This is a genomic window from Ensifer sp. 22460, assembly GCF_052044935.1.
Classification (GTDB): Bacteria; Pseudomonadota; Alphaproteobacteria; order Rhizobiales; family Rhizobiaceae; genus Ensifer.
In genome coordinates, this window is the sequence record NZ_JBQENZ010000021.1 from 16132 (window position 1) to 42846 (window position 26715).

The window sequence follows — 26715 nt, forward strand, 5'->3', positions numbered from 1 at the left end:
TCGATGCCATCAGACAATTGCCTCACCGGTGTTTTTGATCTAAGTCGCCCCATATTATGTATGAAGAATACATATCGGAATGGGAATGAAAGACATTACCTATCCCTTCAGGGATCAATCCGACGCCGAGATGATCTCGGACCGAAACCTCTTCGATCGCCTCATCACCTGGTACGAGTCAGCCAAGGTCGAGCGTCGCGAACGGACGGAGGGCCGCGAAGTCGACCTGCGCTGCGTCAGCCCGCAGGGGCAAACGTCGCTCTACCCTGATGATCTCCCGCTGGTTTTCCTCAGCCGCAATGACGCGCAGCTGATGCCCGGCTTTCTGGCGCATTACCGGTCGTTGGGCGTTACCCGTTTCATCTGTGTGGATGATGCCTCGACCGATGGGACGCGTGAATATCTGCTGGGCCAGCCCGATGTCGACCTGTGGGCGTCTGCGCTTCGCTACGCGGAAGCCCGGCGCGGCCGCCTCTGGAGGGAGGCGCTGTTTGCGCGCTATGGCGGCGACCGCTGGTACCTCAACGTCGATTCCGATGAGTTCCTGATCTACGACGATTGCGAGAACCGCACGCTGTGGTCGGTGATCCATACGCTCGAGGATCTGAAGATTTCACGGCTGCCCGCACCGATGCTGGATATGTATCCGGTCAATCTGGGCACGGCAGACGTCAATCAGCTGAAAACCCGAGCCCCGTGGGAAGTCGCCGATCATTTCGATAGCCGTGGCTATTCGCTGGCAACGACCACGCGCGCGATCACGGTCAAAGGCGGCGCGCGCCACCGCGAGTTTGAATCCGACCTGGAACTGATCAAGTATCCGCTGATCTTCTGGGACGAGGACTGTCGCTTCGGCGCCAGCATCCATCAGCCGCTGCCCTATCAACGCAACTTCTCCTCGGTGCTCGGCGCCCTCCTGCATTTCAAGTTCTTCGCCGACTACGAAAAGGTCATCGAGGATGCCGTCGCCAACGGCCAATACTTCGACGGTTCGGCGGCCTACGCGAAGATGACGGAAGCCCTCGACGGCACCGGCGCGCTGAAGCTCTTTTCCCATTCGTCGGTGAAATTCGGCGGTTCGAAGCAATTGCTGCGGCTCGGCTTCATCACCCCCCTTCCCAAATCCACCGCTGGCGGCGAGCGCTAGCCTCGCGGCCCGCGGGTACACACCGGAAAAGCGCCGGCTATCCGGGCACAGGCACGCTCGAGAACCCATCACCGCCCCGCTTCCGGCATGTCTCCAAGCCGAAGATGAACGGCACGGCCGGTCGCTGCGCGACCGGATGGATCGTTTTTCAACCGATCCGCGAGTTTGGCCGTTGATTATTCGACCGACCGCTCCATTTACACCTCTGAGGCACTTAACCTGAGGAGAAGCCTGCATGAATCGAAACACAGTCATCGGCATCGTGGTTGTGATCGTGCTCATCATTCTTGGCGTCGTGTACCTGAAACCGGGGGCCAAGCAGGCCACCGAGACGGCACCGGCGACAACGACGACGGAGCCCGCGACGACCGAGCAGAAGCCAGCAACGACGCAGCAGCCGGCAACGACTGACCAGTCGACGACGCAGCCCTCGACCACTCAGCCGTCCACGACCGAACCGTCGACGACGCAACCGTCAACGACCCAGCCGGCAACGACCCCGTAACGGCCACGAAACGCGACCACCCCTGCCGCACCGCCGGCCTGCGGGTGGTCGCATAAACAAGGGCTATCAGGCAGCCCCCAAGCACAAGCACGTGTTTCCTTTCGGTTCGCTGATGATAAGAATCCGGCACCCGCAAAGGAGCCTTGAATGCGCGTCGCGTTGCTATGTTTGCTGCTGCTTCTCTCGTCCTGCATGCCGCACATCCCCGAAGAGGTTCTCGACGCAAACTGGTGCAGGGACATGGCGGCAGCAAAGGCGAAGGCCACCGGTACCGGGCGAGCGAACCTTGCCGCGGCGATGATAAAACACGACTGCGCCGCCAAGCTCGCCGCCGAACAACAATCGGCAGCGACCGCGCTGGCACCCTGATCTCCGATCCGACTGCAACGCGCTGGTGACGAGAGATGACTTGCCGACTGCATGTTTCCTTTGTTCGTAGCCGGTTAAAGGGCAAAAACATGCAGCAATTCAAAGTGCTACGGCGACCTTTGCGCGCCTGAGTTGATGCGCGGCGTTGCAGGATCAGCCGCGTCCACACACAACCGGCGCCGCCACCGAATTGCGCGCTGGAACTGCGAGACCAGCCCAAGTCCTTGGGCCGAAAGGTCTTTCGACCCGACGGACGTCGGGTCGCTCACATCCCCGCCACAAGGGCGAGGATGACGGAGAATGGGACGCCCTTCGCGGCAGGAAGCCATCTTAGGGTTTGCCAGCAGCCTGAGGCCCGCTGACGCGGGCCTCAGTTCTGTCTCGTAACCGGATAGCCGACCGGCATTTGCCAGAGGGATATGTCTGCTATCTCGGGCTTCTTCACGCCTTCCTCCGCGCCGATATCGCGGAGCAAGTGATCCGAGAGATGGCTGAGCTGGTTGAGCGTCCGGCGACGCCTCCAGGCAGCAACAAGGAAGGCACCGACGGTTCGCCGGAAGCCGAACGTTCGAAACAGGTCGTCCATGATCGCCGGCAGGGTGCCGGCGGAGGTAAGTTGCAATTCGCGCATGATTATTCCCGCCGCCGCGAGCGGCCGGTCCTCTAGATTATGGATGCGCGCGGACACGGAAACGCGTTCCGGGAACCGGTCACATCAAGTCAAAATGGAAAATACGAAAAGGCGGAACTCGGGTCGCGTTTATGCGCCGAAGTAATTCACAGAATTGTGGCACACTCGTCGTGACGAGCAAGCCATTCCACCAGAGGCGAGCATCTGAACAAAATTATGAATCATCGTATGCCTCCTCTAGTTTGAGCTCCGATTTGGTGAAAATTACACGAGTTTACTTCTGCGGCAAGAGCACAATCGCAAACTGTCGGAATGACGAAGCGCCTGTTGCACGGGAGCAACAGGTGACGGGTGCGAGCGTGCCGCAGGGGTCGATCCGGCCTTTATCGCCAACAGGCGCGGCTTTTCCACCGCGGCGAAGAGTTCAAAACGGAGCGATTGATTGTCATTGTCTCGTTCTCCGTCTTCTTCGCACTGATCTGCATCGGCAGCATCGTTGACATCGCGACCACAGAGCCACGCCCCTCACGCCACGACGTCGAGGCGCTGCCGCGATGAGGCGGAGAGGCCTCCAAGGGTCGTCACGGCTGTCCTCACCTTCCGCCCGGCATGCCATTCGCTTTGCCCGCACTTGAGCATCCGCAATCCAGCCCCTAAGAAAAGGACGTCAATTGCGCTTCAAAATCAGATGGATGCTTCCATGAATCTCGACGTTCAGGACCTCAACGGCGCCTGTCACTGCAAAACAGTTCGTTTCAATGTTCGATTGAAGAACGGTCTTCATACGGCCCGCCGCTGCACCTGCTCTTACTGCCAGTTGAAGGGCGCGGTTGCCGTCTCCGCCGCAAAGGACGGCGTCACTGTGCTTTCAGGCGGTGAGGCGCTGACCAGGTATCAGTTCAACACAAAGGCGGCCGAGCATTTCTTTTGCTCAAAATGCGGCATCTACACCTTCCACAGGCCGCGCGCGAACCCCGATTTCTACGGCGTCAATGCAGCGTGTCTCGAAGGCGTGAGCCCCTTTGATTTTGAAGAATTGCCCGTGAACGACGGTATCAATCACCCGATGGACACCCAGGGATCGACCGGCCCGCGGCTCGCCGGAACGCTCCGATACTTTCCCGCCAAATGAACGGCAGCAGCGTCTGACGACGATATTGGTCACGCCGTTATGAATGTTCGGCGCACCGTTTGATGAGGGCGTGGTCGGTGCCGTTGGCGTCGCCCGCGACCGGCTCGACCAGGCGACCAATCGCGCCGGTCGAGCGCTGCACATATCGCCGGTCGGGATTATGGCGCCGCTGATGCGCCTCGTAGGCCATCGCAACAAGTGTCGGCGGACAGGACGGCACGCGGTCACGCCGGATGCTTAGGAACGGGCCGTGGATACCTCCCAGAACCTGGAAAGCGCACCAATATGCCTGCCGGAAAAATTGGAATTTAATCAGCGTTTTAGGAGAAGTTTTGGTGGGTGATCACGGGCTCGAACCGTGGACCCGCTGATTAAGAGTCAGCTGCTCTACCAACTGAGCTAATCACCCATCCGTGGCGTCGCTTTAGCGCACGGGCCGATGACACTCAAGAGGGTATCTGCGTCACGCGACGATAAACCCACAGCGTTTCCATCCGGCTCCGAGTTGATTGCGTTTGCTCTCGCCTGGCCGCGCGATCAGCGCACGCCGATGAAGCGGCCGCCCAGGTCAAAGCGGCAGTTGTCAAACGCGTCTTTCGTCGTGACTCCCGTGTTCCCTACAACCACGGAGGTGTGCGGGGCGTTCTCCACAGGGCGCGCCTTGGCCTCATGAAGTTTTTCAAAAGATTTTCACAAAGGCGCTGGACAAGCCAATCGAACGCCTTTATACGCCCCCTCACGACAGCGACGGGACTTGACCGACGCGGTCGCGGATGGGTGATTAGCTCAGTTGGTAGAGCAGCTGACTCTTAATCAGCGGGTCCACGGTTCGAGCCCGTGATCACCCACCAAATTCTCCTAAGACGCTGATTGAATTTCTTTTTTCCAAAACGCTTGGCTCCGGCTTCAGACGAAAAGTTCGCCTGCGCCGATCTTCACTGCGTGGCCGCCGATGCGGGCATTGCTGATCTCCCCGCCCGAGATATCCAGATGCAGGTGGATGAAGGACGGCCGTCCCATTTCCACCCCCTGCTCGACCAGCACCGGGTGATGACCGTCGACGAACTGGTCGAAAAAATGGATGGCGCCGGAGAGAGCGGCCACGGCCGAGCCGGTCGCCGGGTCCTCGAGGTTGCCGGCACCGGGGCCGAACTTGCGCGCGTGGAAGCGCGCCGTGTGGTTCACGCCGCCGCGGCAATAGACATAGGCCGGGGCCAGCCGCCCCTCGGCCATCGGCGTCAGTTGCTCCCAGCGTTGCGAATCGAACTCGATCGAAGAAACCGCCGCAACATCGTGCACCGGCACCATGACGAAGGGCACGCCGGCACTCCAGAACGAAGGCACGTGGTTCTCGAAGCCGATCTGTGATTGTTTCAGGCTCAACGCATCGGCAATCGCCTGCCGGTCGAAGCGGGCATCGAGCCGTACCGATTTGCGCGGCAGGTCGAACTCGGCAAAGCTCGCAGCCCTCGACTTGAGGCGGACGGCGCAGCGCACCGGACCCACCTTCTCCTCCAGCACCTGCACAAGGTCGATCCCCTCCTCGATCGCGCCATGCTGCGCCTCGGCGATAGCGATCGCCGCGCCAACGGTCGGATGTCCGGCAAAGGGCAGTTCCTGGCTGGGGGTGAAGATCCGGAGCTTCGCCGTATGCGCAGCACCCCCGGGCCTGCGGATGAACACCGTCTCCGACAGGTTGAATTCCTGCGCGATCGCCTGCATCGCCTCGTCGTCCAGCCGGTCGGCGCCGAAGACCACAGCCAGTGGATTGCCTTCGAGTTGCCTGTCGGTAAAGACGTCGTAGATCGCGTAACTCAGCGTCATTCATGTCCCCTTGCGAAGATGCCCCGAACTTTGCAGCGTCGGGGCGCGGGCGGCAAGGGTTAAAAAGCACCCGTGCACAACTCGGAGCAGGTGTCATGGGTTCGTAGCGCTACGCACCTCTATTAAAGGCTCACGAGAGCCGTCCAAACTTCCGGGATTATGTCGCAATACCTGCAGACATTGACCGAGCTTATTTGCTGTCTTCCGCGTAAGCCCTCGTCGGACTTCCTCGGGAAAATCCAATACCAATCGTTCGCCGGTTGCGAGCCACCGACGGCTGAACTTGGCTCTTAATGGCGCGGTGCAACAGCCTCCGGATGAAAGTGATACGTGCCGTCGCCCAATGGCACGACGTCCCCAATTCCCGGGAAAGGGAAATGGTAGCCATGATAGCGAATACCCTCGGTCACGACCTTGGCGAAAATCGCGGTCTTCGCATCCGCGGCCTGCTGCGGGTTGGTATCGTAGTCCATATGGAAATACCATTCCGGATGAGCCGGGTCGTATACCTGATGGTGGCAGACGTCACCGGTGAAGACAATTTTTTGCCCTTCGCTCTCGAAGATGTAGGCGCACATCCCCGCGGTATGACCCGCGACGGAAAACGTGGACACTCCCGGGAACAGGGTCTCCCCGACTGAGAAAAGCCTCAGCCTGTCGCGATAAGGAGCCACTGCTTCAAGTGCTCCTCCCGTCCACTCCGATCGGAAGTCATTCCGATTCAAGTTTTCCGGATCGGTCCATTCAGCCCATTCCCGATCGGTGCAGAAAAGCTTCGCGTTGGGGAAGGTCGCGCTACCGTCGGGATGGATGAGGCCAAAGGCGTGATCCGGATGCAGGTGGGTCATCAGGACCGCGTCGATGTCTTTCGGTTCAATACCGGCCGCGCCGAGATTGTCTATCAGACGACCCATGTCGCCACGCCATGTAAGTGTCCGCCCCGCGCCCGCATCGATGAGAAACAATCTGTCGCCCGTGTTCATCACGACTGGGTTGATATCCATTGGAATGTGGTCGATGGGCAACCGATGGACGGATTTCAGGCGGGCGATTTCGGCCGGATCAGCATCTGGGTAGAAGCCCTCGTAGCTGTGATGGATATAACCGTCCGAGACAACCGTCCCCTCGAACACCCCCAGTCGGAAACGGTACCAACCGACGTTTTGGACGCCGTGCACCTGACCCCATTCCCCGGGCGTGACATCTGTCCCCGTCGCCATGAGCGCTCTCCCATCTTGCTCAACAGCCCGCGGCACACAGTTACCGCGCTACCTTCCATCATCTCGACAACAGTAGCAAAAGCTGAAGGAAACATCAGCAACTACTAACAATCGTAGATCCGAGTCTTGCCAGCCGTCCCGCGCCTGGCTCGGGCGCTTCGGGCTAGCGTCATCGATCTCAACGCCAGTTGTTCCAGGATCGCGCCGGTTTTCAGTTATTTGAATGTCAGTAATGGATATTAATTTAAGTTTTGAATTATAATTGAAGTACAATAAATGACTGCACTTAATAAATATAATACTTGTTTGCAATTGTTGTTTGCTTATAGATTGCTTTCAGGAGGATGAAAAAAATGGCAAAGATAGTCGGCACTGATGCGAACGACACCCTGTTCGGGACAGACGAAAACGACAATATCTGGGGTCTCGGCGCCAATGACACGCTGGACGGCGGGCTTGGGAACGATTTTCTCTATGGCGGGGCCGGTAACGACGGCCTGATGAGTTTCAGCGGCTATGACGAGCTCGATGGCGGCGATGGCGATGACCGGCTGGAACTCAACGGAACGGGCGGCGTGGCGCGGGGAGGTGCCGGCATCGATACGCTGGTCATCAATCTTTCAGGGACGGGCAACCGAGTCACGTTTAACGGCATGAACCGCCACGTAACCTTCGGTGACCCGGCTGAGACCGACAATCACATCTTCTACCGCGGCATTGAGCGGCTGGAGCTGACGACCGGTAGCGGCAAGGACATTGTTGAGGGTGGCACGGGTGACGACGTGATCTCGACCGGAGACGGCGCGGACATCATCGGCGGCCAGTCATTGCCGAACACCCATAATCAATTGAGTTCCCTGGGTGCTGATGTTATCGACGCCGGTGCGGGCAACGACACGATAATCGATCGGTTCGGGGCCAATCATCTTTCTGGCGGCAGTGGCGACGACAGCATCACAACGACACTTTCATCTGCCGAACTCGACGGCGGCGACGGTGACGACACGTTACGGTTCGAGGATGCGGATCGGACCGATGATGTCACGGTCGATGTGGTCAATGGCGTTACATCGACCGGTACGGCCTTTCACAATTTTGAGCGGGTTTACGCACATACCGGCAGCGGCAATGATACTTTGCTCGGTGGCCTCAGTCGCGACAACCTCTTCGGCGGCAATGGGGCCGACCGCCTGTTTGGCGGCGAAAATAATGACTATCTCTATGGCGAAGGCGATGATGACCGCCTTGAAGGCGGTGCCGGAGTCGACTCACTTAGTGGGGGTGAAGGCGATGACCACCTCTCTGGAGGCGACGGTGCGGATCGTCTGATCGGCGGTGAGGGCGCTGACACATTCCACTGGAGTGGATTTGAGGTTCGCCATAGCAGCATCGATCATATCGTCGATTTTGACACCCAAAGTGGCGACGTGATCGAGTTGGGGGGCTTCTATCCTGGCGACACCAACATCTATAATTTCGATTCCTTTGTGGCTGCCTCGCATGACACAGAGGAGGGTCTCTATGTAGCCTTTCATGGTGAAACCGAAGGTATCCTCATCGAAGGCGTTTCGCTTGCGGACTTATCTGCCGACGATATTGCTTTCACGTTGTGAGACTGCAGTGTCGGTGGCTGGTCCGGCGGAAGTCCGCTTTCCACCCTGCGCGGTCCTTCCTGATTGTTGGGATGTGAGGACCGAGGGGCGCGGGCATGTGTGAAGGCGTGGCAGTTCTTCCTGCGCATCAACAGGGCCTAAGGCGCAAGCAGACGCGCGCGGCATAAGCACTACAAATACAAAAAGATAGCGCGATTTATTGATTCAAGGCCGTGGCGAGCGGATGTTACCGAAACAGCCACTCCAGAATGGGCGGAATGAACGGCGGATAGTTGTGCGCCCCAGGGTCCGGCCCGAAAATCGCGATCGCCTCGTCGATCTCCGGCTCGGGATCACCAGCGATATGCGCCGCCACCCGGGCAACCAGGGCCGCCGCCGTTTCCGGATAGCGGTAGACGCGAAGCACGGTCACGGCGCGGTCCATATGCAGGAGGCGATAGCCGGGCTCGGCCGTCGCAAGCGCGAGATCGATGCCGGTCTCTTCCAGCGCCTCGCGGCGGATGTTGCCGGCGATGTCGCAGCGGCCGTCGACGATATCCTCTGGCTCCAGCGAGCCGGAGGGGCTGTAGACGCGGGCCGGATTGGCGGTGTGCGACCCCATGCGCACCAGGATCAACGCGCCGTCGGAGGACAGGATCGCCGGCATGGCGAAGAGATGAAAGGCGCCTTCGGCCCGCGTCTTCCGCCACCAGAGAAAGGTCGAATAGGGCACGACATGCCCCTCGCCCCGAATCCGCCCGTCCTCGATGCGAAGCGCGCGCTGCAGCACCATCCGGCCATCGAAGAGATGCGGGTTGGCCGCGATTTCGCGGTGCCAGTTCTCCTGCGCCCGCTCGACCTCGCCTAGGTGAAACGGATGCGCCGCGCCGTTGACGCGGATATCGACGCCGTCGATCGGGATGATGACGCCCTCGGCCGGCCACGCTGCCCTATTGCTTTCAAGAGCGCCCATGATCACACATCCAGCGTTATGGCCACGGGGCAATGGTCCGACGCCTTCGGCCGGTCCCAGCCGGTGCGCGGGTAGCGCTCCACGTCAAGCCCCGGCGGAAAGATCGTGCGGAAGGGCTGGCCGCCGCGGATGACCTCGGGCACCTGGGAGTGGTTGCGCTTGGCAAGCGCCGGCGACAGCCAGATATAGTCGAGCTGGCAGAGATGCTGCTCCTGCGGCCCGCGGCTGTGAAACAGCGTCCAGCGGTCCATCACCGGCCGGCGCAGCATCGGGTTTTCCACGAAGCCGTCATGGCTGAACACGTCGAGCGAGCTCGTTTCCTCCTCGTGCGGCACGAACTGGTAGCCGTTGCGCCGGTCGCCGAGGATGTTCACCTTCTCCTGGTAGTCGTTCATGTCGCCGCAGATCGCAAACATCTTGTCGGCGGTCTTCCCGCGGCCGAAGCGGCTCTCGATGATATGGCGCACGGCGCTCGCCTCCGCCACGCGCAGCGGCATCGTCGCCTGCCGGCCGTCGAGCCCTTCGCGCGCCGGCCCCATCGACTTGAAGTGCACGACATAAAGCGTCAGCGGCCGCCCGCCGATGCGCAGGTCGAGCTCCAGGCAATCGCGCTTGAAGATCCGGTCGGCCGGCCGGTTGGTGAGCGCGAGCTGGTCGTTGAAGAGGTCGAGATCTTCATAGGTCAGCCCCGCATGGCTCTTCACATCCAGGCACTCGATCGGCTGTCCGTCGCGCGTCTCCTCGCGCATCAGCACGGCCACGTCGATCCCACGCGAATCATTGCCCTCGATCAGGTATTTCTGGCGATAGCCGTTACCCACCATGCGGAAGAGATAGTTGTATTCGAAGGCCTGCAGCGAGGCCATGTTGTCGGCCTCCTGCAGGCAAAGGATATCCGCATCGCAATCGGCGATCGCGAGCGCCGACATCTGCCGCGTATCATCGGTGTGCGCGATGGTGCGCGCCTCCTCCAGCCGCTGGTATTCGGCTTCCGTCTTCACGTCGAAGAGCCTGAGGACCCGGTCCTGCTTGAGTTGGTTGCGAAAGCCGGAAAAATCGAAGCGGCTCAAAAGGTTCTCGATATTGAAGGTGGCAAGGCGAAGCGACATTTATCAATTCCGTGGCATGAAATGCCGGGAGCTTAAAGCAATTCCAGGAAAAGTGTGAAGCGGTTTTCCGCCTGGAATTGCGTCCAATACAAAGAGCAATTCCAGGAAAAGTGCGAAGCGGTTTTCCGTCCGGAATTGCGCAGATGATCCAGGCATCGAGTGGCAAATGTCGAGCCTGATTTCCTTGTCGGCCAGTCACGTCTCGGCGAGCGCGACTTCCCGGCCGATCGGCTTTCCGTCTCTGCGCCCGCAATATGATCCATGTCATCCAGAACGCGAACCAATGTGCTCAAATGGCGTTAGTGTATGACCTCGCGCTCATGGAGGATGGTTTGAACACCGAAATCGAACTCAAGCCCGAGCTCTCTCCCGAAGATCTTGACCGCTTTGCCGCATCCGGCCTCCTTGGTGAGCCGGCGCGCACGGAGCAGCAACGGTCCGTCTATTTCGATACGCGCGGCCGTGATCTCTATCAGTCAGGCTTCACGCTGCGCATCCGCACGGTCGGCGCGGCACGCACCCAGACGATCAAGGCGACCGGCCCCGGCGCATCGGTCTTTGCCCGTCCGGAATGGGAGCAGCCGCTTTCCGCCGATGAGCCGGTCGTCGATCACACCACCCCGCTTGCCGCCGCGTTTGACCTTGAGCCCGACGATCTGGAGCCGCACTTTACCGTCGAGGTCGAGCGCAGGACCTGGGAGGTTGACCAGGACGGCACGCAGATCGAAGTGGCCCTCGACCGTGGAATGATCGCCTCAGGCAATCGCCAGACCGCCGTCGGCGAAATCGAACTCGAGCTCAAGGATGGCGACCCGAAGGCGCTTTTCACCCTCGCCCGCCGCATCGAGGCGATCGTTCCCTTCCGCTTGGGCGTTCTTTCCAAGGCCGAGCGCGGCTTCCGTCTGATCGACGCCAGGCCGATCGTCTTCAAGGCGGAGCCGGTCGTGCTCGACCGCGAGATGCGGGTGACGAAGAGTTTCCGCACCATCGCGCTTGCCTGTCTCAGGCACTACCGCCTGAACGAGGACGTGCTGCGTGAACGAAAGAACCCGGAGGCGCTCCACCAGGTCCGCGTCGCCCTTCGCCGACTGCGCTCGGCCATCTCGCTCTACAAGGATGTGCTTGGCGATGAGGAGAGCGCGCGCATCAACGGCGAGCTGAAATGGCTGGCCGGTGTTTTCGGCAAGGCCCGCGATGTTGACGTTCTCCTGACGCGTGATCCGGAGCCGGAGTTGCGCGACCGCCTGAAGACGGCGCGCGCCGCCCGCTACGTCGAAGTCTTCGAGGCCCTCGACGGCGCACGCGGCCGCGCCCTTCTTCTCGATATCCAGCAATGGCTGCACTGCGGCGACTATCTGTCGACGCCGCCCGCCGAGCTTCGCGACCGGCCGGTGGCCGATTTCGCCGAAGCCGTTCTCGACCGCGCGCGCCGCAAGCTCAAGAAACATGGCCGCGCACTCGCCAAGGTCAGCGACGAGGAGCGGCACGAGGCCCGCAAGGATGCCAAGAAGCTGCGTTATGCCGCCGAATTCTTTGCCGCGCTGTTTGACGACAAGCGGGGCACGCGGCGCCATAAGCGGTTCATCGATGCTATGAGCGGACTGCAGGACCGGCTCGGCACGCTGAACGATCTCGTGTCCGGTCCCCTCGTGCTCAGCGAGATCGGCCTTGAGGATCATCCGGACGCCGAAACGCTCGTTGTGCACGCCGACAAGGACAAGCTGATCGACCACGCGCAGAGCGCACTTGACGACGTGATCGACGCCAAGCGCTTCTGGCGCTGAGCCACGGTCACTCCGACCCGGCCATCGCACACAACCCCAAGGCTTCATTGTATTCGCCACGGAACGGCGCATACTCACGCCCATCGTTGGACTGTTTATACGGGCTCCAACGGCTGAAAGTTCATTCGCGCTTTCGCCCCAGTTCTGGAGGTCGCGCGATGCATTCCACGACCCGCCAACAGGCGATACACCCCCATGACATGCAGGAGATCGAGCGCATCTTCGACGACATCCTGCGTGATCGCGGGCTGACGCGACGCTGCGAAGCCGCAGAGCGGATCGCAAAGCGGCTTGTTGCGATCTACCAAAGCGGCGTCCGTGACTGCAGCGCGCTGAAGGCCCTGGCTAGAACATCCCGCTTTCAAGCGTGATCGCTTGAAGCGGAAAGATGCACTACAGCGCCGCGCGCCTTATCAGGCGCGCAAAGGTCGCTGTAGCACTTTGATTCTAGAGCATCTTTCCGCCTCCAGTGATTCCACTTGAGAGCGGATGCTCTAGCCGAGCGACAATGGCCGGGCTCCAGCAAGCCCGTCAGCCTTCGCGGTCCTGGCTGGCGATCGCCCGGTCGATCCGTGCTGCCAACTCGTGGCTGACCGGCACCATCGGCAGGCGCATTTCCGGGCTGTCGATGAGCCCTGAGCGCCAGAGCCAGTGCTTGATCGGAGCCGGGCTCGGCTCGGCAAACAGCAGCCTCGGCAGATCGGCAAGACGCTGCCAGTCGGCCAAAGCCCCCGGTTGATCGCCGGATATCAGCCTGTTGCGAATGGCGGCGAAGGCTGCCGTTTGAACATGCGCCGAAGCCGTGATCCCGCCTTCCGCCCCTTGAGTCAGCGCCGTGTAGAACAGCGGGTCTTCGCCGGTCAGCACCGAAAAACCTTGGGGCTTGTGGCGCAGCAGATCGAAGGATTGCGTCGCATCCGCCGAACAATCCTTGACGCCGACGATGTTTTCCCGCTCCGCCAGCTGCAGCATCGTCTCGTTGCCGAGGTTCACCCCGGTTCTGTAGGGAATGTTGTAGATCAGGATCGGCCGTCCGGTGGCACCGGCAAGCGCCGAGAAATGGGCAAAGAGCCCGCGTTGCGACGGCCTTGTGTAATAGGGGCAGGCGATCAGATAGCCGGTGATATCCCAAGGCGCCGTCCGCTCCAGCGCCTTTACCGTCTTCAGCGTGTCGCTGCCCGAAAGGCCGAAATAGACAGGTATGCACTTGCCCGCCGCAGCCAGGGTCTCGTTGGTGATCGCAACCAGCCGCTCGCATTCCGCCTCGCTGAGCGCCATGCCCTCCCCGGTGGTAGCACCCAGGATGAAGCCGTCGATCGGTTCTGCGGCAAAGTGCGCCACCAGCCGGCGCAGCGAGCGCTCATCGAGTTCGCCATCGCGAAACGGCGTGATCAGCGGCAGCCAGAGGCCGCTCGGCGTTGAATATGTGGCTTCCATGAATTTCCATCTCCTTCAAGAAACCGGAGACGGAGCGCAAGCGAAAACCCCGTCCGAACCGGCGGGGTCGATCTGATCCTTGTGCTTGCTATGCTCTGCGCGCAACGACCGACAGCCCCGGGTACGGGGCTTTTTTCGAGGTCGTCAGTTTGGCGAGACGGCAGATCATGAGGCGAAACTCGAACAGTCCTCCATCTTTGTCAAGCGGCGACGGAGGGCATCGGCCCGGGAGGCGACACGTTCCATACAACGGGAGTTCTGCCGATCAGCCCAATTACATTCCCCTGAGGTCGGACCGGAAGACCGCCTCCGCCCGCGATCGGCGCGCAAGGACGAAGCCCCTGAAACGGTATCGGGATGCGCCGCGGCTGGAGATCCAGGTTCGGCACATCCCGATGATATCAAAAGGATTTTCCTGAGGCGGTCTTAGACGAGATTGGTCTCGACTTCGATGTTGCCACGGGTCGCCTTGGAGTACGGGCAGATCTCGTGGGCGGCGTGAATAATTTCATGGGCGAGGTCGCGATCGAGGCCCGGCAGGCTGACATTCAGCCGAGCGCTGAGGAAGTATGAACCGTCGTCGACGTTGAGATTGATGTCGGTCTCGACCTCGGGGCCGGCCGGCAGCTTCACCTTGCGCTGTTGCGCAGCAAGCTCGATCGCGCCGATGTAACAGGCCGACCAGGCGGCACCGAACAGGTTTTCCGCGGCCGGATGCGGCTGCGACAGCTTCAGTTCCAGCATGCCGTCTTGGCTGCGGGTGCCGCCGTTGCGGCCGCCGGTGTTGTGGGTCTTGCCAGTGAATACGAGCTTCGTGGTCATGTCATTTCCTCTCTGTTTGATTTATTAAGCGGATCCGCTTCAATCGGATGCGATGTATATAGATGAAACCGGATGCGACGTCAACACCATTGCGATTTAATCGGATACGATTTATATTAAGTGCAGATACGGAAAGAGAAAAAAGGACACCCCCATGCCCGCCTCCAAAACAGCGAGCCCTGAGACCACGCCTGCAAAGGGCGGCAAGAAGCTCTCCAACTTCCTTTGCTTTGCAATCTATTCCGCAAACCTCGCCTTTGGCCGCGCCTATAAACCCCTGCTCGACAAGCTGGGCCTGACCTACACCCAATACGTGACCCTGGTGGCGCTATCGGAGGAAGACGACCAGACCGTCAGCATGCTTGGCGAAAAGCTCTTCCTGGAATCGAACACGCTAACGCCGATCCTCAAGAAGCTCGAAGCAGACGGCTATCTGCAGCGCCGTCGCGACCCTTCGGACGAGCGGCAGGTGCGCCTCACCTTGACGCCGGCCGGTCGCGAACTGGTGGACGCGGAGCCGGGTTCGGCGCTCCTCGAAGCCACCGGCCTCGGCGACGACTTTCCGGTCGTGCAGCAATCGGTGGCAAGCCTGCGCGACAACCTGCTGCACTCGATACAACGCGGATCCCAGAAGGAATAGCCGTCGCTTCGATCCCTATGGCCGGCAACCAACGACGACGGGCGGCATGAGACCGCCCGTCCTCTCCACCCTCATCTCTGTGCTTGTCACAGAGATCCAGCAGCCGTGCGTCGGCACGGCAGGAGATGCAGAGCCGGAATGCCGACGCTCGACATCAGGATGATTTCCCGCGCCACCGACGCGGCGCCGCTGGCTGGCGACGGGCTTTTTCAGCATGCCTGGGATGATCAGAGATGTCCTTGTCAGCAGTCTGAGGGCGGCCGCTGGCCGCCCTTTGTCGTGTCGCCGGCTCGGGGCTGCTTTGAAGCGGCCCGTTTCGATCGCACTTACGCCTCGACGCGCCTGCGCGACTCCATCATTTCGGCCGCCCGCGCGTAGCCGCCATCCATGCCGTCGAGAAAATGCAGATGCGCATCCGGCCGGGCTGACGGTACCAGGCAGGTCATCAGCGCATGTGATTGCCGGTGCAGCCCGAATTTGACCTCACCCCTTGCCCTTGCCGCAAGGAGGATCGCTTCGACCCGATCGATCTGCCCGACTGCGGCGTCCACCGTCAGGCGAAGACCATCGTCGTATTTGCGAAAGTCCGAATTGGCGGCAACGCCCAGCCAGCGCTCTGGCGCGATATAGACCCGCTCATCCTTCGGCACGCCCATTTCCGCGGGCAACGGATGCGACTGCCGCGCCGTCTCGTCGAAGACGGCAATCACGTCTCTGGCGAGCGCCGCGAAACGCGCCGGCGGCACGTCGTCCGTGGGCTCGACCAGCAGCGACAGAATCTGCCCGCGCCGGCTCGGAAACGGTCGCCACTCGCAGGCGAGCCCCGTCAGATCCGGTTCGGTGCCATCCTTGTCCGGCTCAAGCTGGTAGCGCCCCCTCTTCAGCTGCTGCTCCGCCCATTTGAGCCCGCCGCCCGCAAACATTGCGTAAGTGGCGTCTTTCGAAGCGGCGTAGCGCGCGATCGTCACGTCCTGCCCGTGGGCACGGATTTCCCTGACGCTCAGCAGGCCGACGCGAAGGTCGAGGCGAAATCGATCCTTCACGAAGGCTGCAATCTGCCTGAGCGCTGCGGTCGCCGTCATTTCCCCTTCCGGCGGAAGCGCAAAGGCGGCGCCATCGCCCCGAAAGACGAAGGGAAAATCGAAATTGCCCCAGGCATTGCCGATCGCGGCGATGGCCGAGGCGCCCGTGTAATTGACGTCCTCGTAGCGCCCGGACCTGATCGCCCCGGTCGAATCGACGACATCGGTGATCCCCACCAGCCAGTCGTCGGGCAATGGCTCATAGGCATTTGGGTCCAGCACCAGCGAAAACTCGCTATAGGCCTGCACGCGTTGGGGCTCAAACTGCATCAGCTTCCTCCAGTCGACGGACTGCTCGCTGTGGACGGGGATTTTCCAGGGAATGCCCGAGCGCTCTGAGGCGCACCGGCATCCATGGGCTTGCCGCCTCACATTAAATCGGATGCGATATAAATACTGAAGCGCGTCACAATGTCAATACAATGCGATTTAATCGCATACGATAATAATCACGGCGACGATAGCTATACCAAAGCGTGGGTATCCTGAGGGATTGCCGCGGGGCTGAGGTTCCGCCCGATGGTTGCAAGAGCGCGCTCACGCGATCGCGGTGATTTCCAGCTCCTGGTCGCCGACGCTCATGACGTCGCCGACCGCCTTGCCCAGGAGCATCCGCGCCACCGGCGAGACATAGGAGATCGATCCTGCCTTGGGATCGGCCTCGTCCTCGCCGACGATCCGGTAGGTCTGCACCCGCCCGTCGTCGCGGCTGAAAGTGACCGTGCTGCCGAAGGCGACGGTATCGTTGGACGCTGGCTCCGGCATCAGTTGCGCCGTGCGCAACCGCTCGGCGAGATAGCGCAGGTCGCGCAAGGGGCCGGCCTGCTGACGGCGCTTTTCGTTCACGTCGTCGACTGTGGCCGCCGCCTCATAGGCCGCACGCGCCTCCTGCACCTGCGCCTCCAGCGCCTTCAACCCGGCTTCCGTCACCAGGTTCGGATGCGGCGAGATCGGGCGATCCGGCAGCAGCGTCTCGGCGGCGGTTTCGGCACTTTCTTCCTTGGTGAAGGCAACGCTCAATCTTCAGAACTCCGTGTGGCAGTATGGCACGCAGCGTCCTTATCGGCCGGCTGCCTGCCAATCAACACTATACGCACTTGCGGTCGCTGGGTGGAAGAACAACGGCGCCGCCTCGCGAAGGATCTCAGACGATCGGCTTTCCACTCGCCCAGAATTCATCGACCTTGCCCCACCATCGAAGGGTCTCCGGCCGCAGCCATGGGCGAAACGCCTCAGGATGCGTCCCGCGGTGCAAATGTCCATTCTGCAAGTCTTCGAGAAGGCCGACCGTCGCCGCCTCTCACGCTCCCGTCACCGGTCCTGGCTACTCGATGGCTGGCGAGGCGACAACCAGTTTCTGCTTGGCGCCGGACCCCGAGCGCTCGATGGCATCCACCACCCTCACCCGCACGCCGCCCGCCTCGGCGCCCGCCGCATCGAGCGCCGCCTTGGCGGCCTCATCGACCTTAGCGCTGACGGCGGCAGCATCCACGCCTCCAAACACGGCGATGGTGATCTCCAGCCCATCGGGCAATTGCACGAACTGGAATTGTCGCACCCCGGCGGTGCCGGTCAGGGGCGAGCGCAGCCGGTGCGCGTGCACGCGCACGACGCCGCCGCCTCGCCCGGGCAGATGCAGTGTCTCTTCCCTGCGTCCGGCGATCGATCCGATCCGCCAGAACGGCAGGCCGCACGGACAGGGTTCCGTCGCCATCGCAACGATGTCGGAGATTTCGTAGCGCACCAGCGGCAGCACGCGATTGGTGAGCGTCGTCACCAGAAGCTTTGCGCCCTCGGTCCCATCCGGCACCGGGCGATCATTCTCGTCCACCACCTCGAAGACGAAGGAATCCTCGGCCAGATGCAGCCCATCGCCAAAGATGCACTCGTGGCCCATGGGCCCCGCCTCGGTGCACACATAGCTGTTGGCGATAGCCGCCTGCCACGTCTCGGCGGCGAGGTCGCGCACCTCCGGCGTCAGCGTTTCGGCGCTGGTGCGAAACAGCCTCGGCCTGATCCTGAGCCGACCGGCCTGCTGCTCCGTCGCCAGCACCCGCACGAAGGAAGGATAGGTCGAAATCACCTCCGGCTGGTGCAGGTTGAGGCCCTCGACGATCTCCTCGATCGGCATGAGCACGTTGAAGCGTGGCGCAGCCGGCCGGATCGCGCGAAGCTCCACGCCGATATGGTAGGAAATATGCACCGGCGACGAGGCAAAGATGGCAACGCTGCGCGTGGTATCGTCAATGCCGACGATCGCCTGGAAGCGCACCATGTTGGCGATTGCCGCAAGCCAGGCGGCGTCGTCGAAGGCTGCGATACCCCGCTCGCCCGTCGTGCCGCCGGTTGCCACCACACGGTATTGTCCGAGAAGAAGCGACCCGGGATCGTCTCCATCCAGGTGCTGCTCGATCAGGCCGCGACTCAGCCTCGGATCGGTCACGATCCGGTCGAAATTCTCCATCAGCGCCCGCTTCGTCAGCACCGGAAAGGCATGAAACGGCGCACCGCTAGCCACCAGCTCGCCAATGCTCTCGCGGTAATAGGTCGATGCCCCGACCGCGTGGCGCAAGGCGGACTGCAACTCGCTGCGCTGAAAGGCCAGTAATCGTTCCCTCGACCATTCCGCGCGCAAAAGACGCTCCTGCGATTGCCTGAGCAAAAGATCGGGATCGAGGGTGGCAGATGCGGTCACTGGTGGCATCGAATTGGTCCTCGTGTCTTGCTCCTGCGGCGCGGCCGCACGAGCGCTAGGCTCGCCCGGCGCGGCCTCGACAGGCGACCAGGCTGGCAGCCCGTGGACAGGACCCGGCGCGCGCCCTTTCGCAACCGGGGTTTGCAAGCGATCATGCCTTTGCACCTCAAGGCCTTGATTGTATCGCGAAAGCCGGGATCTATGCGACAGCGATGCGATGGAGAGCTTCGCCCGCGCGACGTGTCAGCGGCGCGAATACCGCCGCACCGCTTTGGTATTACTGCATGTTTTCCCTTGAATCGCATAGCGTTTGAGGGAACGTGCAGGTGAGTCTCGAACGGACCTGGGCAGGCTTGAGCCCGAAGCCCTGCTGCGTCATGCGAAGGAGAAAGATCGTTGGCCGAACCGTTTATCGTCTATGGCGCGTCAGCCTCGGGATCCGTTCCGATCGAGGCAACGCTGACCCTTCTCAACCTGCCCTATCGCGTCGAGGAACACGCGCCCTGGGAGGGCAAGCAGGAAGCAAACAGGCTCGCGCGCATCAATCCGCTACGCCAGGTTCCGGCCCTGGCGCTGCCGACGGGCGAACTGATGACCGAAAGCGCCGCGATCCTGATCTGGCTGGCCGATGCCTACCCCGATGGGCGGCTTGCGCCGGGAGTGACTGACCCGGCACGACCGGCCTTCCTGCGATGGATGACCTTCGTATCCGCGGCCATCTACGCCCTCTACTGGATTGCCGACGACCCATCCCGCATCGTCGAACGGGAAGAGGACCACGCTGCCGTCAAGGCGCGCCTGTTCGAGCGCATCGCCCATTGCTGGGCGCGGATGGGAGCGGAGCTGCGCCCGGGCAGATACCTTCTCGGCGACGACGTGTCGGTGCTCGACCTCTATGTGGCAACGGCGTCGCGCTGGTCTCCCGGTCGGCGGCGCTTCTACGAGGTTGCAGCGGGGCTCGCGGAAACCGTGCGCCGCGTCGACGCCGATCCCCGGCTGGCGACCCTGTGGGCCGAACGCTTCCCCTTCACGCCCGGCTGGGAGCGCTAGTCCTCCCCGCTTCGGATCCCTGAAGCCCGTCAACAAAGCCGCCGGCTTTCCGCTGGATCTGCCGCCGCAGGCTCGCTCAAAACACCGATGTCGCCTCCAATGACCAACGACCCACCGCCACCGCTCCTCACCGAAGACGACCTACGCCACATTACCGGATGGGCGGTGCTCACAGCCGAGCGGGCGCTCCCGGTCTTCGAGGCGGCCGTGCCGGGCGACGACCGCCCGCGCGAGGCGATCGCGGCGGCCCGCGCCTTTGCTGAAGGCGGCCCGCGCACCGCGCATCTGCGCAAGACCGCGTGGGGCGCTCAAGCGGCGGCGCGCGCGGTCGACGATCCCGCCGCCAAGGCTGCCGCCCGCGCAGCCATTGCCGCAGCCGGTGCGCCCTATACCCACCCGATCGAAACGCCGCATCAGATCAATCATATCCTCGGGCCTGCCGCCTATGCCGTCCAGGCGCTCTCGTTCGGTGCGGACGACGAAGCCGGCACCATGGAAACCGAACTGCGCTGGGTGATCGCCTCCGCATCGGAAGAGATCCGGCGCATTGTCGCGAAGATGCCGGGGCGCAAGCCCAGCAAGGGCGCGTTTCACGCCCTGCTCTACCGGCTCGATACCGCTCTGCGCCTCTGACGGCGCCCGCGGCCAAGCGCAGATCACGCCAGGGCGCGCGCCCGCGCCTTGCCCGCTTCCTCGCTGATCCAGGCGATCACCGTCTGCAGCGCCGGCGATTTGCGATAGCGCGGCCAGACGAGATAGAAATCCGAGGGCCCGGACATCGACCCCTCGAAGATGCGGATTAGCCGACCTTCGGTTATATCCTGCGCCACGAAGTCGCCATTGGCGAGCACGATGCCCTGACCGGCGATCGCCGCCTCGATCGCGTGCGAGGTCTGGTTGAAGCTGATGCCCTTGAACGAGGCCTGCCGGCTTCCGCCGAAATGGCGTTCGATGAACTCCGGCCAGAAATTATGGGCGTCGTGCAGCAGCGTATAGCCGGCAAGCTCGTCCGCAGTCTCAGGCACGCGTCGGCCGGCCATCAGCATCGGGCTGCAGACGGCGACGATCTCCTGCTCGAACAGCAGCTCGACAGCCAGCCCCGGCCCGAAGGGCGGCCGCCCGTAGCGCACCGCCAGGTCCACGCCATCGGCCTGGAAATTCGACATGCGATCGGTCGCGAGAATATGCAGGTCGAGGTCCGGATGGCGCGCGGTGAAATCCGGCAGGCGCGGGATCAGCCATTTCGAGGCGAAGGATGGCGTGGTGCTGATCGTCAGCCGCACCGGCTGCGGCTTCAGCTCATCCGTCGCCCGGGCGATGATGTCGAGCGCGCGCCTGACATCGGCGATATAGGCCCGCCCCTCGCCGGTCAGCGCCAGCATGCGCGGCAGCCGCTCGAAGAGTTTCACCCCGAGCTCGGCCTCCAGCCCGCGGATCTGCTGGGCGACCGCCCCTTGCGTGACGCCAAGCTCCTCGGCGGCCAGCCGAAAGTTCAGATGGCGCGCCGCCACCTCGAACACTTTCAGCCCATTCAGCGAAGGAAGCTTTCCCGGTGCGTCACTCATTGAATAGTTTTTCTACTGCCATTTGAAAGCGAAACTTTCTCGTCGTCGCATGAAGGAGATGGTATTTCAATCGCGAGAGCCGCAAAATCCGGCGTCATCCTGAATGCGACGAGGAGAATGGACACATGGCAGTAGAAAAAGTAGCCGTTATCACCGCCGGCGGCAGCGGCATGGGCGCCGAGAGCGCGAAGCGTCTTGCCGCCGACGGCTTCAAGGTCGCGATCCTCTCCTCGTCCGGCAAGGGCGAGGCATTGGCCGCTGAGCTCGGCGGCATCGGCGTCACCGGCTCCAACCAGTCGAATGACGACCTCAAGCGCCTGGTCGACCTGACCGTGGAGAAGTGGGGTCGGATCGACGTGCTGGTCAACAGCGCCGGCCACGGCCCGCGCACCCAGATCCTCGAAATCACGGACGAAGAGTGGCACACCGGCCTCGACGTCTACCTGATGAACGTCATCCGCCCGGTCCGCCTCGTCGCCCCGATCATGCAGAAGCAGAAGTCCGGCGCGATCGTCAACATCTCCACTGCCTGGGCCTTCGAGCCCTCGCCGATGTTCCCGACCTCCGCCGTCTTCCGCGCCGGCCTTGCCTCCTACACCAAGATCTTCGCCGACACCTATGCGGGCGACAATGTGCGCATGAACAACGTTCTGCCCGGCTGGATCGACAGCCTGCCGGCGACCGAAGAGCGCCGCGACGCCGTGCCGATGAAGCGCTACGGCACCAGCGCCGAAGTTGCCGCCACCGTCGCCTTCCTCGCCTCCGAAGGTGCGGGCTACATCACCGGCCAGAACCTGAAGGTGGACGGCGGCCTGACGCGCTCGGTGTGAGGGCGGAAGACGCCGGAGAGCGGCGCGGCGGCAAAAGCCGCGGCGCCGCTGAAACATAGCGTCGGCCCGAACGACTTACTTCGGAAACAGGAAGGTCAGCGTCGCGCGCACGCCCCAGCTCGGCGCGCCCTGCGGCGCCTCGGCATAATATTTCCCGCCGATCTGGGCCTGAAGCATCTGGTCGCCCACCTTGAAGACCTGCGAAACGCTGAGGTTGATCGGCACGGTCCATTGATCGGCCTCCCAGTCGTAGGTCGACTCCGTGTTGAGTGTCAGGGTCGCACCATGGCCGAAGCCGTAGGACAGAAAGGGTTGCAGGAAGGTCTGGCTCACATCCGCCCTGTCACCCTCGCCGGCAACGCTCCAGATGTGGTTTCCCAGCGCGCCGACGGTCCACGGTCCCTCCTGCTTCAGCACGACCGCCGTCGGGCCGATGCCGAACTTGCCGGAGCCGAGGAAATCGTCGGTGGCGGTCGGGATCAAAAAGGCCGGACCGACACCCCAGACGATGCCCGAAGGGCCGGGATTGGCCGGCGACAGGAAAAGGCTCTGGGTGATGTCGCCGAGCCCGAACGTATCGCCGTCGGGCGGCGGCAGGTAGTCGCGATAGGCGATCGGCAGGATCGTGCGCGAGATCAGGTTCCAGTCCGCGTTCAGCGTGATGGGAATGACCGGCTGGACGTTGAGCGTATAGGAGAAGCCATCCTCCTCGGCGCCGGCGCGAAAATCGAAATTGCTCTGGAACGGTACGCTGATCAGGTCGGCGACCGGGTTCGAGAGCTTCTTTGCGAGGTCGTCCGCATCCTGGGCCAGCGCCTGCTGCCCCTGCATAGCGGCGGCGACAAGCATCGCCACCCAAATATTGGCTCCTATCTGCCCCACGCGCAATTCCCCCTTGCAGCGTCCGCGGCGGCGTCGCCAGTCTCAGTTGCACCGGACCACACCTCGACCGAATGGCCGCAGGTTACGTCACCCCTGCCGATTCGGGAACTTGCATTTTCTCTAAAGCAACCCGGCGCCCGGCCGCTGGACGGGCGCTCGCCATCCCGGACGCTGAGACGACCGGACGCCATCGGACGGCCTTGCCGCAGCGTCACATGACGTTGCGGCAACGCGTCGGAGCGGGATGCGGAAAGACATCCCGCTCCGATCCGTGACGCTCATAGGGTTGCAAACACCTGAGATCACTGCTTACGTGGCGCGATGAGCGTCGCGCCCCTCCACACACATGCTTTCTTCGAAGAGGTTCTGGAGTCCGGCTTCGTCTGGACGATTCGTGACGAAACAGGTTTTTCCGACCTCGACGAACCAGTCGAATGAAACCGCGATGCCGTTCTGGTCGTCGCTCTCCAGAGCCCGGCTGATAATCGACCGGATACCCACCTATCGCAGCTTCACGCCTCATCAACTGTCACTGGACGTCTTTGTCGATCGCTGGCTACCGGGCCTTGAGAAGGACAATTTGGTGATCGGCACAAATTGGAGCAGCGCCACGGCAACCGGTTTCGATTTCGCGCCTGCCGATGTCCGCCGGCGGTTGCAAAGCTTGAGGCCAATAGTTCGTCAACACCAGTGACGTGCCACGCCATGCACTTCGACGCAGCCGCAAAGATCGGCACTGGCGTCCCTGCGTGAGTTCCGCCGCTATCCTGTTGTCTTTCTTGCAGAAGCTCCTATTTCCCTGTCGAAACCGCATAAAGGAGCTCGGCATGAACCGAAACGGCCTCTATCTCGTCATCGCCTTGCTCGCCGTCGCCGTCGTCGGCCTTGGCCTCTACGTCTATCAGGAAGAGACGAAGCCGGGCGTCGAGATCAAGATCGGCCGGGACGGCGTTTCGGTTCAGGAAAACTAGGGCTCAGGCAAAGAGCCTGGACGATGAGCATGAACTCAGCGCAAAGCCGAACCCCGCCAATTGCCGCGAGCGCGCATCGCTAGGAACTCTTCAACGTGAACCTCTGCCTCTTTGGCGCTTGCGTGCTCGCCCGTTAACCCGTCCGCCGAGAAGGCCACCCGGTCGGCAACGGTGAGGAGCGTGCCGGCAACGGGCGTTAGAGCATCTTGATTTTGCGTCCCGAATGATCGCCCATGGCAGCAGCCGTCACGACTCGTTCGCGCCACGATCGCGGCGCGAGGTAACGGCAACATGCCCGACACGCCAAAGGTGCCGCGTTGATAGCAAGCATTTCATGGACGGCTGCAAGCCTGCTCGCGGCCTCGGTCGCATTTGCCGCGATGGCCGGCGAGAGAGCCCCCTCGGGAGCCTATTGCGGCCAGCTCTCGTCCGCCGGCGTCCTGTCGGACGCGCAAACGCACTTCGAGACCGATGCGAGCGGCACGATCATTGGGAAATATATGTTCTCCGATCAGGGCCAGCCCGTTCACGGCGAGCTTGCCGAGACCGGTGACGACGGCGACGGCAGCGATCTCACGCGAAGCTTCATGTGGCGCGACAAATACGGCTACGGCCAGTTGCTCGTCACCTTCACCTCCGACTTCTCAGAGTTCGGCGGCAAGTGGAACGCCGGCGGATCGGACTTCCTGCCATGGAACGGCCGGCGGTGCCATCAGACGATCAGCTAAAGTTTACTTCGTGCGTTCACCGCAGCGCCCGGAAGAGGATGGAACCTGTTTGAGACTTCACTCACTATTCTTTATCGAATTTTTCCATCAAAAATTTCGATAGCTTCTTGGCGTCGCTTGCTACGATCGGAACCCATACAAATCCTTCGGGGCCTCGATGCTCTATCATCAGGTATTCAGCACCGGATGATTTATCTTTTCGCAGCTGAAACGAGACCTTCCCGTATTTATATTTGGTTTCAAAATCTATCATGTCTACGATCTCATCCGTCCAAACGGAAAATACGGAACGAGTCATCCTCGATCCGTAGCGCTTGGACATTGTCCGTATTTTAGACAACAAGCCCACGCTAACACTCCTTTCAACTTGGCGACAAGAAACGACAGATAGACAATAGCTAAATCTCCGGCAGAGATTCTAACAATTCTTCACAAACTGGTCTCTCGGATATTTAGATATTTTCTTCACCGGAGCCACGATGCATTAAGACCCGCATCGGCTTCCTCTCCACTGTGGGACCGCTGCAATCGTGCCGCAACGACGATCTTTGGCTGCGCCAGCATCCGCCAACACATTCACTGGGCGTGCGAGCACTGGGCATGCGGGTTGACCGACATCTCCGGAACATCAGAGGTAGACCTCCATCCCGACCATGCATCGAGTGCCTCGCAACACTGCGCCAACCCTCACGCCGTTATCACCTCCCGCATCAGCCCTTCCAGCCAATTGGCAAACACCTGCAATCGGCGCGACAGGTGCTGGCGGTGCGGGTAGAGCAGCGCCATCGGCATGGGTGCGGCTGAATGGCCTGGCATGACCTCCACCAGGCGCCCCTCTTTCAGATGGTCGACCACGTCGAAGGCCGGGATCTGGATGAGGCCGAGGCCGGCGAGGCAGCAGGCGATGCTGCCCTCGGCGCTGTTGACGCTGATGCGGCCGGGAACGGCAACCGTGCGCGCCTCGCCGCCTTCGATCCACTCCCAGTCCTCCACCCGGCCGCTTGAGGGCGAGGCATAGTTGACGGCGTAATGACTGGCGAGATCGCTGGGCACTAGCGGAATACCATACCGCTCGAGATAGTCGGGGCTTGCGACATTGATCAGGCGAAGCGTGCCGAACGGCCGGGCGATCAGGCCGGAATCGCTGAGCGGCCCGACCCGCAGCGCACAGTCGACGCTTTCCTCTATCAGATGCACCGCCCGGTCGGTCATGCCGAGATCGATGTCGATGCCGGGGTAGCGCGTCAGGAACTCCGGCAGCGCCGGCGCCACGATCAGCCGGCCGATGCGGCTCGGCAGGTCGACGCGCAGCCGCCCGGTCGGGTCGGAAGCGCTGCGGCGGAACAGGTTCTCCGCCTCGTCCATGTCCTCAATCAGCCGCAGGCAGCGCTCGTAGAAGGCGGCCCCGTCCTGCGTCGGCGCCACCTTACGGGTCGTGCGGTGCAGCAGCCGTGTGCCGAGCCGGGTTTCGAGCGTCTGCACCGCGGCCGAAACGGAAGAGCGCGGCAGCCCCAATGTGTCGGCCGCGCGGGTAAAACTCGCGCTTTCGACGACGCGCGTGAAGATGCGGAAAAGCTCGATCCTGTCCATGCCGGGCCACGCCAATTGTTCGTCAATTCTGACAAGTCATGTCACGAACTGGCGCTTTATACCAGCGGCGCGGACGGTATTCTCAACCCTGCGATGCCTGTCGCACCGCTGACCTCTCGCGTTGGCGGCGGCAAGGC

At 62.0% G+C, this 26715-nt stretch carries 30 protein-coding genes and 2 tRNA genes; 16 read left to right on the top strand and 16 right to left on the bottom strand.

Going from position 1 to position 26715, the window contains the following annotated elements:
* The first annotated feature begins 130 nt into the window (after positions 1-130).
* The 3 genes from ACTJKM_RS23545 to ACTJKM_RS23555 all read left to right on the top strand — a co-directional run bounded on the left by ACTJKM_RS23545 (position 131) and on the right by ACTJKM_RS23555 (position 2021).
* Complete coding sequence (locus tag ACTJKM_RS23545; RefSeq protein WP_058327151.1) at positions 131-1147, top strand: glycosyltransferase family 2 protein; 1017 nt, start codon at positions 131-133, stop codon at positions 1145-1147.
* A 235-nt stretch (positions 1148-1382) separates the two neighbouring features.
* Positions 1383-1652, top strand: coding sequence for a hypothetical protein (locus ACTJKM_RS23550; protein WP_057253968.1), 270 nt, complete (start codon positions 1383-1385; stop codon positions 1650-1652).
* A 147-nt stretch (positions 1653-1799) separates the two neighbouring features.
* Positions 1800-2021: a hypothetical protein gene (locus tag ACTJKM_RS23555; RefSeq protein WP_057253966.1), complete on the top strand. Its 222-nt coding sequence runs from the start codon at positions 1800-1802 to the stop codon at positions 2019-2021.
* A 370-nt stretch (positions 2022-2391) separates the two neighbouring features.
* On the opposite strand, the gene ACTJKM_RS23560 is transcribed toward ACTJKM_RS23555, so the two are convergent.
* Positions 2392-2709, bottom strand: a complete 318-nt coding sequence (locus ACTJKM_RS23560) for a DUF1127 domain-containing protein (protein ID WP_245296080.1) — start codon at positions 2707-2709, stop codon at positions 2392-2394.
* 643 nt (positions 2710-3352) lie between these two features.
* Here ACTJKM_RS23560 and ACTJKM_RS23565 point away from each other — a divergent pair.
* On the top strand, positions 3353-3784 hold the full coding sequence (locus ACTJKM_RS23565) for a GFA family protein (protein WP_057254431.1): 432 nt from the start codon (positions 3353-3355) through the stop codon (positions 3782-3784).
* Positions 3785-3821: 37 nt separating this feature from the next.
* On the opposite strand, the gene ACTJKM_RS23570 is transcribed toward ACTJKM_RS23565, so the two are convergent.
* Positions 3822-3974: a hypothetical protein gene (locus tag ACTJKM_RS23570; RefSeq protein WP_156436850.1), complete on the bottom strand. Its 153-nt coding sequence runs from the start codon at positions 3972-3974 to the stop codon at positions 3822-3824.
* Positions 3975-4117: 143 nt separating this feature from the next.
* A tRNA-Lys gene (locus ACTJKM_RS23575) sits at positions 4118-4193 on the bottom strand.
* A 366-nt stretch (positions 4194-4559) separates the two neighbouring features.
* Between ACTJKM_RS23575 and ACTJKM_RS23580 the strand changes: the two genes are divergently transcribed.
* Positions 4560-4635, top strand: a tRNA-Lys gene (locus tag ACTJKM_RS23580).
* Between the two features lie 55 nt (positions 4636-4690).
* Here the strand turns inward: ACTJKM_RS23580 and ACTJKM_RS23585 are convergent.
* A complete protein-coding gene (locus ACTJKM_RS23585; RefSeq protein ID WP_058327074.1) occupies positions 4691-5608 on the bottom strand; it encodes a PhzF family phenazine biosynthesis protein in 918 nt (305 codons plus the stop codon).
* Between the two features lie 290 nt (positions 5609-5898).
* Positions 5899-6828 carry an MBL fold metallo-hydrolase gene (locus tag ACTJKM_RS23590; protein ID WP_058327075.1) on the bottom strand — a complete coding sequence of 310 codons (930 nt, stop codon included), beginning with the start codon at positions 6826-6828 and terminating at the stop codon, positions 5899-5901.
* Between the two features lie 353 nt (positions 6829-7181).
* On the opposite strand from ACTJKM_RS23590, the gene ACTJKM_RS23595 reads away from it, so the two are divergent.
* A complete protein-coding gene (locus ACTJKM_RS23595) occupies positions 7182-8441 on the top strand; it encodes a calcium-binding protein (protein WP_058327076.1) in 1260 nt (419 codons plus the stop codon).
* A 226-nt stretch (positions 8442-8667) separates the two neighbouring features.
* Here the strand turns inward: ACTJKM_RS23595 and ACTJKM_RS23600 are convergent, their stop codons facing one another.
* Both ACTJKM_RS23600 and ACTJKM_RS23605 read right to left on the bottom strand, forming a co-directional pair.
* Entirely contained in the window at positions 8668-9393 is a 726-nt protein-coding gene (locus ACTJKM_RS23600; RefSeq protein ID WP_440661111.1) for an NUDIX hydrolase, read from the bottom strand.
* Positions 9394-9395: 2 nt separating this feature from the next.
* Complete coding sequence (locus ACTJKM_RS23605) at positions 9396-10502, bottom strand: endonuclease/exonuclease/phosphatase family protein (RefSeq protein ID WP_058327078.1); 1107 nt, start codon at positions 10500-10502, stop codon at positions 9396-9398.
* Between the two features lie 332 nt (positions 10503-10834).
* On the opposite strand from ACTJKM_RS23605, the gene ACTJKM_RS23610 reads away from it, so the two are divergent.
* Positions 10835-12286 (top strand): CYTH and CHAD domain-containing protein, encoded by a 1452-nt coding sequence (locus ACTJKM_RS23610; RefSeq protein ID WP_058327079.1) that lies wholly within the window; start codon positions 10835-10837, stop codon positions 12284-12286.
* 158 nt (positions 12287-12444) lie between these two features.
* A complete protein-coding gene (locus ACTJKM_RS23615; RefSeq protein ID WP_058323863.1) occupies positions 12445-12657 on the top strand; it encodes a hypothetical protein in 213 nt (70 codons plus the stop codon).
* 160 nt (positions 12658-12817) lie between these two features.
* Here ACTJKM_RS23615 and dapA read toward each other — a convergent pair whose 3' ends face one another.
* Complete coding sequence (gene dapA / locus ACTJKM_RS23620) at positions 12818-13723, bottom strand: 4-hydroxy-tetrahydrodipicolinate synthase (protein ID WP_058327080.1); 906 nt, start codon at positions 13721-13723, stop codon at positions 12818-12820.
* 426 nt (positions 13724-14149) lie between these two features.
* Entirely contained in the window at positions 14150-14545 is a 396-nt protein-coding gene (locus ACTJKM_RS23625) for an Ohr family peroxiredoxin (RefSeq protein WP_057253948.1), read from the bottom strand.
* A 154-nt stretch (positions 14546-14699) separates the two neighbouring features.
* Here ACTJKM_RS23625 and ACTJKM_RS23630 point away from each other — a divergent pair, with 154 nt between their 5' ends.
* Both ACTJKM_RS23630 and ACTJKM_RS23635 read left to right on the top strand, forming a co-directional pair.
* On the top strand, positions 14700-15185 hold the full coding sequence (locus tag ACTJKM_RS23630) for a MarR family winged helix-turn-helix transcriptional regulator (RefSeq protein ID WP_058323861.1): 486 nt from the start codon (positions 14700-14702) through the stop codon (positions 15183-15185).
* A gap of 138 nt (positions 15186-15323) precedes the next feature.
* On the top strand, positions 15324-15563 hold the full coding sequence (locus ACTJKM_RS23635) for a hypothetical protein (RefSeq protein WP_058327081.1): 240 nt from the start codon (positions 15324-15326) through the stop codon (positions 15561-15563).
* Here ACTJKM_RS23635 and ACTJKM_RS23640 read toward each other — a convergent pair.
* The 3 genes from ACTJKM_RS23640 to ACTJKM_RS23650 form a co-directional block, all read right to left on the bottom strand.
* Positions 15512-16537, bottom strand: coding sequence for a DUF3095 family protein (locus ACTJKM_RS23640; protein WP_058327082.1), 1026 nt, complete (start codon positions 16535-16537; stop codon positions 15512-15514). The two genes, ACTJKM_RS23635 and ACTJKM_RS23640, sit on opposite strands and share 52 nt — an antisense overlap.
* Before the next feature lie 267 nt (positions 16538-16804).
* Positions 16805-17287 carry a transcription elongation factor GreA gene (greA, locus tag ACTJKM_RS23645; RefSeq protein WP_058327083.1) on the bottom strand — a complete coding sequence of 161 codons (483 nt, stop codon included), beginning with the start codon at positions 17285-17287 and terminating at the stop codon, positions 16805-16807.
* A gap of 304 nt (positions 17288-17591) precedes the next feature.
* Positions 17592-18971, bottom strand: a complete 1380-nt coding sequence (locus ACTJKM_RS23650) for a phenylacetate--CoA ligase family protein (protein WP_156436851.1) — start codon at positions 18969-18971, stop codon at positions 17592-17594.
* Between the two features lie 387 nt (positions 18972-19358).
* Between ACTJKM_RS23650 and ACTJKM_RS23655 the strand changes: the two genes are divergently transcribed.
* Together ACTJKM_RS23655 and ACTJKM_RS23660 are read left to right on the top strand one after the other, a co-directional pair.
* Positions 19359-20012 (top strand): glutathione S-transferase family protein, encoded by a 654-nt coding sequence (locus ACTJKM_RS23655; RefSeq protein WP_058327084.1) that lies wholly within the window; start codon positions 19359-19361, stop codon positions 20010-20012.
* A gap of 99 nt (positions 20013-20111) precedes the next feature.
* Entirely contained in the window at positions 20112-20645 is a 534-nt protein-coding gene (locus ACTJKM_RS23660) for a putative immunity protein (RefSeq protein WP_058327085.1), read from the top strand.
* 23 nt (positions 20646-20668) lie between these two features.
* On the opposite strand, the gene gcvA is transcribed toward ACTJKM_RS23660, so the two are convergent.
* Positions 20669-21577: a transcriptional regulator GcvA gene (gcvA, locus tag ACTJKM_RS23665; RefSeq protein ID WP_058327086.1), complete on the bottom strand. Its 909-nt coding sequence runs from the start codon at positions 21575-21577 to the stop codon at positions 20669-20671.
* A 125-nt stretch (positions 21578-21702) separates the two neighbouring features.
* On the opposite strand from gcvA, the gene ACTJKM_RS23670 reads away from it, so the two are divergent.
* A complete protein-coding gene (locus ACTJKM_RS23670) occupies positions 21703-22407 on the top strand; it encodes an SDR family oxidoreductase (protein WP_058327087.1) in 705 nt (234 codons plus the stop codon).
* A gap of 75 nt (positions 22408-22482) precedes the next feature.
* Here ACTJKM_RS23670 and ACTJKM_RS23675 read toward each other — a convergent pair whose 3' ends face one another.
* A complete protein-coding gene (locus tag ACTJKM_RS23675) occupies positions 22483-23256 on the bottom strand; it encodes a hypothetical protein (RefSeq protein ID WP_058327088.1) in 774 nt (257 codons plus the stop codon).
* Positions 23257-23683: 427 nt separating this feature from the next.
* Between ACTJKM_RS23675 and ACTJKM_RS23680 the strand changes: the two genes are divergently transcribed.
* The 3 genes from ACTJKM_RS23680 (at position 23684) to ACTJKM_RS23690 (ending at position 24988) form a co-directional block, all read left to right on the top strand.
* Positions 23684-23983: a DUF2750 domain-containing protein gene (locus ACTJKM_RS23680; RefSeq protein WP_197423432.1), complete on the top strand. Its 300-nt coding sequence runs from the start codon at positions 23684-23686 to the stop codon at positions 23981-23983.
* A gap of 133 nt (positions 23984-24116) precedes the next feature.
* Positions 24117-24260, top strand: coding sequence for a hypothetical protein (locus ACTJKM_RS23685; protein ID WP_192494766.1), 144 nt, complete (start codon positions 24117-24119; stop codon positions 24258-24260).
* A gap of 317 nt (positions 24261-24577) precedes the next feature.
* On the top strand, positions 24578-24988 hold the full coding sequence (locus tag ACTJKM_RS23690) for a hypothetical protein (RefSeq protein ID WP_245299235.1): 411 nt from the start codon (positions 24578-24580) through the stop codon (positions 24986-24988).
* A 64-nt stretch (positions 24989-25052) separates the two neighbouring features.
* Here the strand turns inward: ACTJKM_RS23690 and ACTJKM_RS23695 are convergent, their stop codons facing one another.
* Both ACTJKM_RS23695 and ACTJKM_RS23700 read right to left on the bottom strand, forming a co-directional pair.
* Positions 25053-25310 (bottom strand): hypothetical protein, encoded by a 258-nt coding sequence (locus ACTJKM_RS23695; protein WP_156436852.1) that lies wholly within the window; start codon positions 25308-25310, stop codon positions 25053-25055.
* A 365-nt stretch (positions 25311-25675) separates the two neighbouring features.
* Positions 25676-26578, bottom strand: a complete 903-nt coding sequence (locus ACTJKM_RS23700; protein ID WP_440661116.1) for a LysR family transcriptional regulator — start codon at positions 26576-26578, stop codon at positions 25676-25678.
* Positions 26579-26715: the final 137 nt, after the last annotated feature.